Below are 12742 nucleotides of genomic sequence, written 5' to 3'. Positions count from 1 at the left end.
CGGGCCCCCCGGGGTCGTTCAAGACCGCCGGGGACCGGGCCGATGGTGACGGTGTGGGCCGACCGGGTGGTGCGCGCAGGGCGCCGGACGTGGACCGCGCGCACCCGCCGCGGCCCGGCGGCGACACCCACCCCGACACCCACCCCGCAGCCCGTCCGGCCTCCCGCCCCCGCGGGCGCACCGGCACCTCGGTGGGGGCCCGCCTCACCCGCGCCCACGGCGTCGTCGTCGTCCTGCTGCTGCTCGTGGGGGTCTCCGGGGCGGGCGGGCTGCTGGTCACCGGGGCCTCCCGGGCCCACGAGACCCAGCTGCGCCGGCTCGAGGCGGCCAACACCGCCCTGCAGCTGACCACCGCCGAGGCCGACGCCGCGCTGCGCGACTACCGCGACACCCTGCGGCCGGACCACCTGGAGGCCTACCGCCAGTCCGTCCGGACGCTGCCCGCCCTGCGCGGGGACGTCGAGTCCCTCCTCACCGACCCGTTGCAGCGCAGCCTCTTCGACGAGCAGACCCGGCTCGCGGAGGTCTGGCTGGCCGGCACCGACCCCGACCGCGGCGCCGCCGTGGTCGCCGCCGCCACCGCCGAGGCCGACGCCTTCGACGCCCTGCACGAGGCGAACGAGCGCCTCGACGTCCTCGTGCGCCACCAGCGCGACGAGGCCACCTCGGCCGAGGACCGGGCCCGCACCGGTGCCCTCGTCGTCACCGCCCTCACCCTCGCCGCCGCTCTCGCCGTGGTCGTCACCACCGGTGTCCGCACCCGCCACGCGCTCGTCGACCCCCTGCGGGCCCTCGTCGACGTCCTCGACGCCCTGCGCACCGCTCCCGGCGGACGCGCCCAGCGCGCCACCCCCGTCGCCGACCCCACCCGCGGCCCCGGCGAGGTCCGCGCCGTGGCGCTCGCCCTCAACGACCTGGCCCGGGAGAACCGCCGGCTGCTGCAGGCCGCGGAGCAGTCCGCGCACCTGCACCGCCTCGCCGGTGACATCGGCCGCCAGGTCCGCGACCAGCTCGTCGCCGACGACGCCCTGCAGGTGGCCGTGACCCGGCTGGGGGAGGAGCTCGACGTCGCCCGGGTCCGGGTGCGCCTGCTCACCGGCTCCGGGGTGACCCCCATCGCCCAGCAGTGGGCCCGCCCGCCGCTGGCCCCCCTCGACGCCCCGGGCCCCGGCGGCACCGCCGTGCCCGGTGACCCTTCCGGCGCCCCCGGGGCCGCGGAGTGGCTGCGGCGGCTGCACGCGGGCGGGGAGGTCCACGCCGTGCCCGGCACCACCCCCTCCGAGGTCCCCCGCGAGCTGCTCGACGACCTCCCCGGCGCCCGCGCCGGCGCGGCGCTGCTCGTCCCCATCGGCGTCGGGGAAGCCCCGCACGGCCTGCTCACCCTCGTCGGAGCCCGGGCGCGCGACTGGTCGGTGCCGGAGGTCGAACTGGCCCGCTCGGTGGCCGTCGACCTGGCCCGCGCCCTGGTCCTGGCCGGTCTCTACCGCGCCCAGGAGCGGCTGCTGGGGGAGCTGCGGGAGGTGGAGTCGGTGAAGTCGGACCTGCTGGCCACCGTCTCGCACGAGCTGCGCACCCCCCTGACCAGCATCGCCGGCTACCTGGAGCTGCTGCGCGACGGCGCCCTCGGGGAGGTCCCCGAGGACGTCGCCGCCGTCCTGGGCATCGTCGAGCGCAACACCGACCGGCTGCGCTCGCTCATCGAGGACCTGCTGCTGCTCTCGCGGGTGGAGCCCCTCGCCGCGGGCCCCGGGGCCCCGGTGCGCACCACCACCACCGTCGCCGACCTCGTCGCCGGGGTCGCGCGCACCGTGCAGGGCGGCGCCACCCGCGGCGGCACGCTGCGCTGCACGACCCCGCCCGCCGACCTCACCGGCCTGCGCACCCGCGGCGACGCCGAGCACCTCCACCGCGCCGTGCTGGCCGTGGTGGACAACGCCGTGAAGTTCTCCCCCGTGGGGTCCCTGGTCCGCCTGCGGGTGGAGAACCACCCCGGGCGGGTACGGATCGTGGTGCAGGACAACGGGATGGGGATCCCGGCGGGGGAGACCGACGCCGTCTTCGCCCGCTTCGCGCGCGGGTCCAACGCCACCGCGCTCGCCGTGCCCGGCGCCGGGCTCGGCCTCACCATCGCCCGCGACCTGGTCCGCCTGCACGGGGGGTCCCTGGACCTGGAGTCCGTGGAGGGCCAGGGCACCACCGCGCGGCTGGAGCTGCCGCTGCTGGAGGACCGCGACCCCGCCCGGACCGGAGGCGCACCGTGACCCGCCCCGCCGTCGTCGACCCGCGCGCCCGGGACCCGCGCGCGGCCGCCGCACCCGCGGAGGCCGCCCGGCTCGCGGCCCTGCGCGCCCACGACCTGCCCGCCGCCGCCGCCGACCCCGAGCTGGACGCCCTCGTGCGCGTCGCCGCCGCCCTCGTCGGGGTCCCCACCGCGACCCTCGACCTCCTCGACGCCACCCGGCAGCACCGGGTGGCCGCCGTCGGCGCCGCCCGGGGCGGGAGCGAGCGGGCGGAGTCGCTGGGCGCGCGCGACCTCGACGACCCCCGCGTCGTCCACGTCCCCGACGCCCGCCGCGACCCCCGCTACGCCACCTCCGCGTGGGTCGACGGGCGGCTGGGCGAGGTCGTCTTCCACGCCGCCGCCCCGCTGGTCACCGCCGAGGGCCACCGCCTGGGCAGCCTCTGCGTCGGCGACGTCGCCCCCCGCGAGCTGAGCGCGGACCAGCTCGAGCGGCTGCGCGACCTCGCCGGCGTCGCGACGGCCCTGCTGGGCCGCCACCGCCGCACCGGCGAGCAGCAGCGCCTGCTCGACGAGGTCGAGGAGCAGCGCGCGCTCGCCGAGCTCACCCTCGGGGAGCTGCAGGCGCGCGAGGAGCTGACCCAGGCGCTGCTGGACAGCCTCGAGGTGGGCGTCGTCGCCTGCGACGCCGACGGCGCGCTCACCGCCTTCAACCCCGCCGCCCGCCGCTTCCACGGCATGGACGCCGGCTCCGGCCCGCCCCCGGCCGGGTCCGCGCCCACCCACGTCCTCTACGACGCCGACGGCCGCACCCCGCTGGAGGCCGGCCGGGTCCCGCTGCGGCGGGCGCTGGCGGAGGGTTCCGTCCGCGACGCCGAGGTGGTCATCGCCCCCCGGGACGGCGACCCCGTGCGGGTCCTGGTCACCGGGCGCGCCCTGCACGACGACGAGGGCCGCGTCCTCGGCGCCGTCGTGGCGATGCAGGACATCACCGCCGACCGGGCCCGCATCGCGGCCCTGGAGCAGGCGGGGGAGCAGCTGCGCCACCAGGGCGGGGAACTGGCCGCCGCGGTGGCCGAGCTGCGCCGCTCCAACGAGGAGCTCGTCCACCTCGCCGCCGTGGCCAGCCACGACCTGGCCTCCCCGCTGACCGCCGTCCTGGGCTACCTGGAACTGGTCCTCGACGTCCACGGCGAGGCCCTCGGCGGGCAGGGGCGGGAGTGGATGGCCACCGCGGTGCGCGCCGCGCTGCGCATGCAGGGCCTCATCGAGGCCGTCCTCGACCACGCCCGCGCCGGCTCCACCGGGTTCAGCGTGCGCCCGGTCCTGCTGCCCGACGTCCTGGCCCACGTCGTGGAGGACCTGGGCCCGGCCGCCGACGACGCCGACATCGCCTTCGAGCCGATCGCGACCGGCACGGGCGGTGGCGCGGGCGGCGCGTGCGCCGGGACGGGGGTCGAGGTCGAGACCCGCGCCGACCCCGTCCTGCTGCGGCAGCTGCTGCAGAACCTCGTCGGCAACGCGGTGCGCTACCGCTCCCCGCTGCGCCCGTGCCGGGTCCGGGTGAGCACCCGCCCGCTGCCCGGGGGCGGGTGGGAGCTGCTCGTCGCCGACAACGGCCGCGGCATCCCCGCCGGCCAGCGCGAGCAGGTCTTCGCCATGTTCGCCGTCGCCCCGCTGGGCGAGGAGCGCCCCGGGGGGACCCCCGCGGCGCGCCCCGGCCACGGGATCGGGCTGGCCACCTGCCTGCGCATCGTCGAGCGCCACGGCGGGCGCATCCGCGCCGAGGAGACCCCCGGCGGCGGCGCCACCCTGCGCTGCACCTTCCCCGCCGCGCGCCCCGCGGGCGCCCACCCCTCCGCCGGGCCCTCCCTCAGCTGACGCCGCCCGCCGCCGATGGGGCCGACGTCAGTCCGTCGACCCCAGGAGGAACCCCGTGGCCCGAGTGCTCGTCGTCGAGGACGACCCCGACATCCGCCAGCTCGTCGAACTGCGCCTGCGCGGGCTGGGCCACCGCGTCGTCTCGGCCGCCTCCGGCCCCGAGGCGCTCACCGTCGTCGCCGAGCGCGGGGCCCCCGAGGTCCTCGTCCTCGACGTGGCCATGCCGGGCATGACCGGCCTGGAGGTCCTGCGCACCCTGCGGGAGCAGCCCGAGCACGCCCACCTGCCCGCGGTCTTCCTCTCCGCGCGCGTGCGCCCGGAGGACATCGCCGCGGGGGAGGCGCTGGGGGCGATCTACCTCACCAAGCCCTTCGTGGTCAGCGCGCTCGGCGCGGCGATCGAGCGGGCCCTCGCCGCGGCCGTGGAGACGGCGGGCTGGTGACGGCCGGCGGTGGCGTCCGGACGGTGACGTCCGGACGGGTGCGCCCGGACGGGTGGCTCAAGGGAACGGGGGCCGGTGCCGAAGGAGGCACTAGCCAGGAAGGCTGACAGCAGGGCCACGGATGGGCCGCTGGACGAGGGACCCGCGAGGGCTCCCGCGAACAACAGGCGGTGCGGTGCGAATCCCCAACATCTCGCAGATGGTGGTCCCGGCGGGAGTCGTCGGCATCATCCTGCTGCTCATCGTGCCGCTGCCGGCGACGGTGCTGGACTTCCTCATCGCCGTCAACATCACGCTGTCGCTGATGGCGCTGCTGGTGACGATGTTCGTCAAGCGGGTGCTGGACTTCTCCGTCTTCCCCTCGCTGATCCTCGTCCTCACCCTCTTCCGCCTCGGCCTCAACGTGGCCTCGACGCGGCTGGTCCTCGGTGACGGCTTCGCGGGCAAGGTCATCGAGGCCTTCGGCCACTTCGTCATCTCCGGCTCGCTGGTCATCGGCCTCGTGGTCTTCCTGATCCTGGTCGTCATCCAGTTCGTCGTCATCACCAAGGGCGCCGAGCGCGTGGCCGAGGTCGGGGCCCGCTTCACCCTCGACGCCATGCCCGGCAAGCAGATGGCCATCGACGCCGACCTCAACGCCGGGCTCATCGACGAGGCCACCGCCCGTCAGCGCCGCGCCGACGTCAGCGCCGAGGCCGACTTCTACGGCGCCATGGACGGTGGCTCGAAGTTCGTCAAGGGCGACGCCATCGCCGGCATCATCATCATGCTGATCAACCTCATCGGCGGGTTCGCCATCGGGATGGTCCAGCACGGTCTGAGCCCCGCGGAGTCCATCAACAAGTACGCCCTGCTGAGCATCGGCGACGGGCTCGTCACCCAGGTCCCCGCCCTGCTGCTGAGCGTGGCCACCGGCCTCATCGTGACCCGCTCCACCTCCACCGGGGACATGGGCACCGAGGCCATCAAGCAGTTCACCCAGCAGAAGATGGCCTTCCAGATCGCCGGCGGGGCCATGGTCGTGCTCGCGCTCATCCCCAGCATGCCCAAGCTGCCCTTCCTGTTCGTCGGTGGGCTGGCGTTCTTCGCCTCCACCCGCATCGCCAAGCGCGACCAGCAGGACGAGCGCGCCGCGGCGCTGGCCGAGCTGACCCCCGCCCCGGTCAACCCCAATGAGGCCGCCGAGAACCTCCTGGAGGAGATGCGGGTGGACCCCCTCGAGGTGGTCCTGGCCCCCGACCTCGTCGACCTCGTCGACACCTCCGGCGGTGGCGACCTGCTGGAGCGCGTGCGCGCCCTGCGCCGCAAGATCGCCCTCGAGCTGGGTCTCGTCGTGCCCCCGGTGCGCACCCGCGACTCCCTCGACCTGCCGATGTCCACCTACGCGGTGCGCATCTCCGGCGTCGAGGTCGCCCGCGGCACCGCCCCGCCCGGGCAGGTCCTGGCCCTGGGCGACAACCTCGACGGCCTGCCCGGGCGCGCCACCGTGGAGCCGGTGTTCGGCCTGGCCGGCAAGTGGATCCCCGCCGAGCTGCGCCACCAGGCCCAGCTCACCGGCGCCACCGTCGTGGACCGCGCCAGCGTCCTCATCACCCACCTCGGAGAACTGGTCCGCACCCACGCTCCGCGCCTGCTCTCCCGCGAGGACGTCCGCTCCCTGGTCGAGGCCCTCAAGCGGACCCACCCCGCCGTCGTCGACGAGCTCACCCCCGCGGTGCTCACGCTGGGCGAGGTCCAGCGCGTCCTGCAGGCGATGCTCGACGAGGCCGTCCCCATCCGCGACCTCGCCCGCATCTTCGAGGCCCTCTCGCTCAAGGCGAAGGCCGGCTCCGACCTCGACGGCCTCGTCGAGGCGGCCCGCCGCTCGCTCGGCCCGGCCGTCGCGGCCGTCCACGAGCAGGACGGCACGCTGCACGTCATCACCCTGGACCCGGTCCTGGAGCAGCAGCTGGCGGAGTCCCTGCGCCCCGGGGAGCACGGCGCGAGCCTCGCCCTGGACGCCGCGACGGCCGAGCACCTGGTGACCGGCTCAAGTTCCTGCCTGGAACGTGCCGAACAGCACGGCATCAGTGCAGTCCTCGTGTGCGCGCCCCCTCTGCGAGCCCCCCTGCGCCGCCTGCTGAAGGTGGCGGTGGGCCGCCTGCACGTCCTCTCCTACGACGACGTGAGCAACCACCCCCGGATCGAGACGGTTGGATCGGTGAGCGGTGTCCATGCACTTGCTTCTTGAAGGTTCTGACTTGCAGGAACTGCTGACGCAGGTCCGTGAGACCCACGGCGAGACCGCCCGCGTGATCCGCGCCGAACGCATCCGTTCCGGTGGTGTCGCCGGGTTCTTCTCCAAGGAGCGCTACGAGGTGACCGTCGAGATGGACAGCGAGACCGGTTCCGAGGACCCCGCCGCGGGTGCGCAGGCCGGCCCCGGCCCGGTGGAGGGCGAGGAGCGCGAGGCCCTCGACTTCGAGGCCCTCCTCGCCGCCGCCGACGCCGCGGAGTCCGCCGCGGAGTCCCTCCCCGAGCCCGTCCCGGCGCCCGCCCAGGCCCAGCCCGCGGAGGACTTCGAGGCCGCCCGCCAGGGTCTGCTGGAGGTGCTGCGCGCCTCCGGCGCCGACGCCCCCGAGCTCACCGCGCCGGCCGCGTTCAAGGTTCTCCCCGCAGGTGCCGAGGACCACGGCGTGATCGCGCAAACGGGTGACAGCACCCCGGTCGAGACCGGTGGCGACGTCGAGCACGACCGCGAGGTCGAGGCCGGCGCGCAGGCCGCGGGCTTCGAGGCCCAGCTCCTCGAGCAGGCTCGCCGCCAGGCCGAGCGCGCCGAGCAGGAGCGCTTCGAGCAGGAGCGCGCCGACGCCGAGCGGGCCGAGGCCGAGCGGGCCGAGATCGAGCGCATCGAGCGCGCCGAGGCCGAGCGCGCCGAGCAGGAACGTGCCGAGCGCGCTGCGCAGCAGCGCATCGAGCAGCAGCGCATCGAGCAGGAGCGGGCCGAGCAGCAGCGCGCCGAGCAGCAGCGCGCCGAGCAGCAGCGCGCCGAGCAGCAGCGCGCCGAGCAGGAGCGCCTGGCCGCGCAGCAGGAAGCCGACCGTCGAGCCCGGGAAGAGGAGCGGATGAGGCAGCAGCAGATCGAGCGCCAGCACGCGCAGGAGGTGTCCCGCCGGGAGGCCGCCCGCGAGCAGGAGCTGCGCCGCGAGGAGGCCCGGGCCGACGTCCGCCGCCGCCAGGCCGAGCGGGTGGCCCGCACCGCGCCGGCCACCCGGTCGCTGGGCGAGGTCCTCGCCGCCGCCGACGCCGCCGAGGGCACCAACCGCCTCGAGGCCATGTTCACCGCCGGGCGCTCGCAGGCCCCGGTCCCGGCCCAGGCCGCCCCGCGCCGCGAGCAGGCCCCGCTGCGCCCGCACCGCCCGATCTCCACGGAGAGCGACTCCTTCGCCCAGACCCTGGCCTCGATGCGCTCCTCCGCGAGCACGGGGGGCGAGGCGGTCCGGCCCACGCGAACTTCTGCGACTGGAGTAACGGCTGATGTACGCTCGGTGACGAAGCAGCCTGCGCGGCCCGCTCGTCCCCGTCCGGGTCGCCCCGTGGTCGAAGCCTCGACCCGGACCGTTCGCAGCTCGGAGGATCGCGTGTCTGACCAGTTCGGTGCGGCCAACGGCGTCGCCCCCAACGCTTCCCCGGGGCGCCGAGCCGACCAGTTCGAGGCCCGCGGGCCCGTCCGCCGCCCGGAGCTCCGCCGCCCGGCGGCCGTGGCGGACCAGTTCGCCGACCAGTTCGGTGACCAGTTCGGCGACCGCTTCGCCGAGCGCGGGATCGAGGAGCGCCGCGCGGAGTGGGCCGGGGAGCACGAGCAGCCCGGCCAGGACTTCGAGGCGGCCTACCAGCAGGACCTCGCGGGCCACTACGCCCCCGAGCAGGACGAGCGCGCACCGCGTCAGGACGAGCGCGTCGCCCGCGAGTACACGGCCGTGAACGGCTACCAGACCACCAGTGCACGTGACGGGGACGAGAACGAGGCGATGAGCATGGATCTGACTTACCGTGAACCGATGTCCACCTACAGCGAGCGTGCGGTGCAGCGCCCGGTCTACCGCGAGCCGCAGGACACCGGCGACGTGCTGCGCCTGGCCCGCGACATCGAGGTCCCCGCGCCGCTGCGCGTGGGCGCCGGCGAGCTCGTCGTCGTCATCGGCGAGGCCGACGCCGTCGTCTCCGCCGCGCTGCTCGTCGCCGACGAGGTCGGCTCCGAGGCCCCCGTGGTGCTGGGTCGCGCCGACGTCCAGAACACCGTCACCGCCGACGAGCTGCCCGCCCGCCAGGACCAGGCCCGCCGCTGGAGCGCCCCGCTGACCGTCGCCGTCCCGGCCCGCCCCACCGGGGCCGACGCCGAGCGCGCCGCCCGCATGGCCGCCGAGATCGGTGCCGCCTCCGTCGTCGTCTGCGTCGACGCCACCCGCCGCAGCCACGCCGTCGCCAGCCTGCTGCGCGCCCTGGAGGCCGTCGGCCTCCCCGCGCGCCGCCTCGCCGTGCACCGCGCCGCCGAGAGCCCCGACCCCCTGGACGTCCTCTCCCTGGACGTGCCGGTCGGCTTCCTCGACGGGCGCCCCGCCACCTCCGGCGCCTGGGCCGGGCTGCTGCTGGACGCCGCCGGCGACCACGGCGCGCGCTGAGCGGTCCCCGGAACACGAGGACGAGGCCGTCATGGCCCGACGCGCCGCCCCCGGGGCCCAGCTGACCCGCGCCGCCGCGCAGTGGCCCGGTCTCAACGACCGGGTCTGGGTCGAGCTGCAGATGCCCGACACCCTGGGGGGTGAGCTGATCCGGCTGCCCACGCGGGTCGAGGACACCGGCGAGGCCAGCCTGGTGGTGGCCGCCCCCGGCTTCCGCGGGGACCTGCACGTGGTGGCCCCCGGCCTCCCCGTCACCGTGGCCTGGGCCGGCACGCGCGGCCGCAGCAAGCAGGACTTCCTGATCGCCGAGGTCGTGCGCCGCCGGGTGGCGGCGTGGGACCTCGCCCCCTGCGGCGAGGTCGTCGTCGAGCAGCGCCGCCGCTACGCGCGGGTGCCGGCCACCGGGACGGCCCGGCTGTCCCCGGTGCCCGGTGACCCCATGCAGCGCGAGGTCGACCCCGTCGACGCCGCGGCCGAACCGGTCGTCACCGCCCACCTCGTCGACCTCAGCGAGGGCGGGTCGGCGCTGAGCGTGCCGGTGGGCACCTGGCTGCGGCTGGGCCGGCTGGTGCGCACGTCCTTCGACCTCGAGGGGTCCCCCGTGGACCAGGTCGGGCAGGTCGTGCGCTCGCTGGACTCCCTCGACCCGGCGCTGCTGGAGGTCGTCGTGGCCTTCACCGAACCGGTCCCGGCCGCGGACCGCCTGCGCCGCTACGTCATGCAGACCCAGATCAGGCAACGCCGTGGAGGAGACCGATGACCGCGATCGTGCTGGCCGTCAGCCTGCTGCTGGCCGGGCCCTCGGTGCTGGCGGCCCTGGAGGGCACCGGCGACGTGGACACCGCCCTGCTCCACCTGGTCCTGGCCCTGGTGGTCACCGCCGTGGCCGGGCACCTGGTGCGCGGCGTGGTGCGCGGCTACCAGGCCCAGGCCGCGGAGAACCCCCCGCACCCCGCCGGGGAGCAGGACGCCGTCCCCGGGGTCCCCGGACGGCGCCGCGACGACTTCTGAGCACCCACCGCCACGAGGCGCCCGTCCCCTCCGGGACGGGCGCCTCCTGCGTGCGGTGCGACATCGGAACCCGGTCACGACAACGACATGGCCGAACACGGTTCGTCACCTATGCTGAGCCCCATGCTGGTCCTGACGCGCAAGGCCGGGGAATCCGTGGTCATCGGCGACGAGGTCGTCGTGCGCGTGCTCGAGGTGCGCGGTGACGTCGTCCGGGTGGGCATCGAGGCCCCCCGCGACGTCCAGGTGCACCGCCAGGAGGTCTACGACGCCGTGCGCGAGGCCAACATCTCCGCCGCCACCGCCTCGGAGGAGGCCATCTCCGCCCTGCAGGGCATCGTGCGCCGCGCCGGCACCTGACCCGCCCGGGCGCCACCCGATCGGGTGCGCGCCCTCAAGGCCGCCCCCCGCGCGGCCGACAGCACCCGTGAGCACCGCGGCCCAGCCCCGGACCGGGTGCGACCGCGGAGGTGGCAGGTGGAGACGGTGCGACCGGGACGACCCGTGCGCTCGGTGCGGTCCTCGGGCCCCTCGGGCCCCGCCGGGGGCGCCGCGCCCGTCGCGGTGGACCCGCGGCTGGCCGGGGCCCTGGAACGCTCCGGCCTCGCCCTGCTGCTGCTCGACGCCGAGGGCGCGGTGGTCCACGCCACCCGCGGGCTGACGCGCGCCCTGGGCCTGGGACCGCAGGAGGTCCTCGGACAGCGCCGGCTGACCTGGTGGCTCGGCCTCAGCGTCGTCGCCCCGCTACCGGGCCAGGGGGACCCCGCCGGCGGGGAGCCTGCCGGTGGCCGCTCCCGGCTGGACCCCGTCCAGGGCGCGGCGCTGCGCGCGGCGGCGCCCGCCGGCGTGGACCTCCTCCGCGCCGTGCGCGCGGGTGACGTCGACGTGGAGGTCGACGTCGCGCGCAGCGACGGGCAGCTGCTCGTCGCCCACGTCCAGGTCACCACCGACGACGGCGACGGCGCCGTCCTGGTCCTGCGCGACATCACCTCCGAACGGGCCGCCCAGCAGCAGCTGCGGACGCTGCTGGCCCGCCAGGAGGCCGTCATCTCCGCCAGCCCCGACACCATCTACCGCATCCACCTGGGGCAGCAGGTGGTGGAGTGGGCGAACACCGGCCCCGCCTCCCTGCTGGGGCTGCCCCCCGGCGACGGCAGCACCCCCGCCGAACCCCCGCACCCCGACGACGCCCCCGGCGTGCGGCGGGCCCTGGAGGCCCTGCGCACCGCGGGCACCGGGGAGATCGTCGAGTGCACCTACCGCGTCCTGGACCCCTTCGGCGGCCACCGCTGGATCCACACCCGCTCCACCGTCTCCGACCGCTCCGCGGCCGGGGTCCCGGTGCGGGTGGTGGGCCTCGCCCAGGACCTCACCGAGACCATCACGACGATGGACGCCCTCGCCGGCTCCGAGCGCCGCTTCCACGAGATCTTCGCCCGGGGTCCGGTGGGCATGCTGCTCTTCGGGCTGGAGGGCTGGATCAGCGAGGTGAACCACGCGCTGTGCACCTTCTGGGAGCGCGACCCCTCCGAGCTCGTCGGCGCCCCCGCGGGGGAACACCTCGACCCCGCCGCCCCCGCCGAGGACGAGCGCCCCCACGCCGGGGACCGCGACGAGCGCGCCCGGGCCGAGGACCAGCTGCAGGCCCTGCTCAGCGGCGACGCCGAGGTCGTGCACCGCGAACGGTGCTACGAGCTGCCCAGCGGGAAGGTCGTCTGGGCCCGGATCTCGCTGTCGCTGACCTCCAGCAGCTCGGGGGAGCCGGCGTTCCTGGCCTTCGTGGAGGACGTCACCGCCCGCCGCCGCGAAGCCGAGCAGCTCGAGCACGCCGCCCTGCACGACCCCCTCACCGGGCTGCCCAACCGGGCCAAGGCCGAGGAGCAGCTGCGCAGCGCCCTGTCGCGGACGGTGCGCCGCGGCGGCGGCTGCGCCGTGCTCTTCGTCGACCTCGACCACTTCAAGGACGTCAACGACACCCTCGGCCACGCCGCCGGCGACGCCCTGCTGATCGACGTCGCCGACCGGCTGCGCGGGCTGCTGCGGGCCGGGGACCTCGCCGCCCGCATCGGCGGCGACGAGTTCGTCCTGGTCTGCGAGGACGTCGGCGACGCCCAGGCGCTCTCCTCCATCGCCGAGCGGGTCTGCGAGCGCATCTCCATCCCCGTCGACCTGGGGGTGCGGACGGTCACCGTCAGCGCCAGCATCGGCGCGGCCCGCACCGAGGGCGACCTGGGGCCCGAGGAGCTGCTGCGCGCCGCCGACCGCGCCATGTACCGCGCCAAGGCCGCCGGGCGCGCCTGCTGGCGCGCGGCGTGACCAACCTCACCCCACGGCCCGGCGACCGGGAGTTCCGCTGCGGGCCCCCGTCGCTATCCTGGTCCGGACCCGCCACCGGCTCGGTGAGGACAGCGTCGTCTGCGGTCGACCAGAGTCACCGTCCTGAACGAGGAGGTCGTGAGATGAACGACAGCACCACCAACGACAGCACCGACGTCGTGATCGACGTCC

Annotated in this window: 9 protein-coding genes; all 9 read left to right on the top strand. The window is 76.2% G+C overall.

The annotated features are described in order from the left end of the window. Window positions 1-89 precede the first annotated feature (89 nt). The 9 genes from KRAD_RS23885 to KRAD_RS02660 all read left to right on the top strand — a co-directional run bounded on the left by KRAD_RS23885 (window position 90) and on the right by KRAD_RS02660 (window position 12550). Complete coding sequence (locus KRAD_RS23885) at window positions 90-2261, top strand: ATP-binding protein (RefSeq protein WP_049821045.1); 2172 nt, start codon at window positions 90-92, stop codon at window positions 2259-2261. Further along, the gene (locus KRAD_RS02695; protein WP_011981704.1) at window positions 2258-4120 is read left to right on the top strand and encodes a sensor histidine kinase; all 1863 of its coding nucleotides are present in this window, start codon (window positions 2258-2260) and stop codon (window positions 4118-4120) included. The genes KRAD_RS23885 and KRAD_RS02695 overlap by 4 nt, the downstream gene beginning before the upstream one ends. A gap of 55 nt (window positions 4121-4175) precedes the next feature. Next, complete coding sequence (locus tag KRAD_RS02690; RefSeq protein ID WP_011981703.1) at window positions 4176-4562, top strand: response regulator; 387 nt, start codon at window positions 4176-4178, stop codon at window positions 4560-4562. 175 nt (window positions 4563-4737) lie between these two features. Next, window positions 4738-6792 (top strand): flagellar biosynthesis protein FlhA, encoded by a 2055-nt coding sequence (flhA, locus tag KRAD_RS02685; RefSeq protein WP_041291861.1) that lies wholly within the window; start codon window positions 4738-4740, stop codon window positions 6790-6792. A 10-nt stretch (window positions 6793-6802) separates the two neighbouring features. Then, window positions 6803-9223 carry a coiled-coil domain-containing protein gene (locus KRAD_RS23880; RefSeq protein ID WP_049821044.1) on the top strand — a complete coding sequence of 807 codons (2421 nt, stop codon included), beginning with the start codon at window positions 6803-6805 and terminating at the stop codon, window positions 9221-9223. Between the two features lie 31 nt (window positions 9224-9254). Beyond that, window positions 9255-9983, top strand: a complete 729-nt coding sequence (locus KRAD_RS02675; RefSeq protein WP_011981700.1) for a PilZ domain-containing protein — start codon at window positions 9255-9257, stop codon at window positions 9981-9983. Continuing rightward, window positions 9980-10234 (top strand): hypothetical protein, encoded by a 255-nt coding sequence (locus KRAD_RS02670; protein WP_011981699.1) that lies wholly within the window; start codon window positions 9980-9982, stop codon window positions 10232-10234. The genes KRAD_RS02675 and KRAD_RS02670 overlap by 4 nt, the downstream gene beginning before the upstream one ends. Before the next feature lie 123 nt (window positions 10235-10357). Further along, window positions 10358-10594 (top strand): carbon storage regulator CsrA, encoded by a 237-nt coding sequence (gene csrA, locus KRAD_RS02665; protein WP_041292558.1) that lies wholly within the window; start codon window positions 10358-10360, stop codon window positions 10592-10594. A 117-nt stretch (window positions 10595-10711) separates the two neighbouring features. Continuing rightward, complete coding sequence (locus KRAD_RS02660; RefSeq protein ID WP_011981697.1) at window positions 10712-12550, top strand: sensor domain-containing protein; 1839 nt, start codon at window positions 10712-10714, stop codon at window positions 12548-12550. Window positions 12551-12742: the final 192 nt, after the last annotated feature.

It is taken from the genome of Kineococcus radiotolerans SRS30216 = ATCC BAA-149, from assembly GCF_000017305.1.
Classification (GTDB): Bacteria; Actinomycetota; Actinomycetes; order Actinomycetales; family Kineococcaceae; genus Kineococcus; species Kineococcus radiotolerans.
Note: the sequence above shows the minus strand (reverse complement) of the source record. Positions and strands in the feature narration are given on the sequence as shown.

What these genes read in the sequence shown, in the direction of transcription:
- csrA (WP_041292558.1), top strand. Translation starts at nt 10,358, where the DNA reads ATGCTGGTCCTGACGCGCAAGGCCGGGGAATCCGTGGTCATCGGCGAC.
- KRAD_RS02675 (WP_011981700.1), top strand. Translation starts at nt 9,255, where the DNA reads ATGGCCCGACGCGCCGCCCCCGGGGCCCAGCTGACCCGCGCCGCCGCG.
- KRAD_RS02670 (WP_011981699.1), top strand. Translation starts at nt 9,980, where the DNA reads ATGACCGCGATCGTGCTGGCCGTCAGCCTGCTGCTGGCCGGGCCCTCG.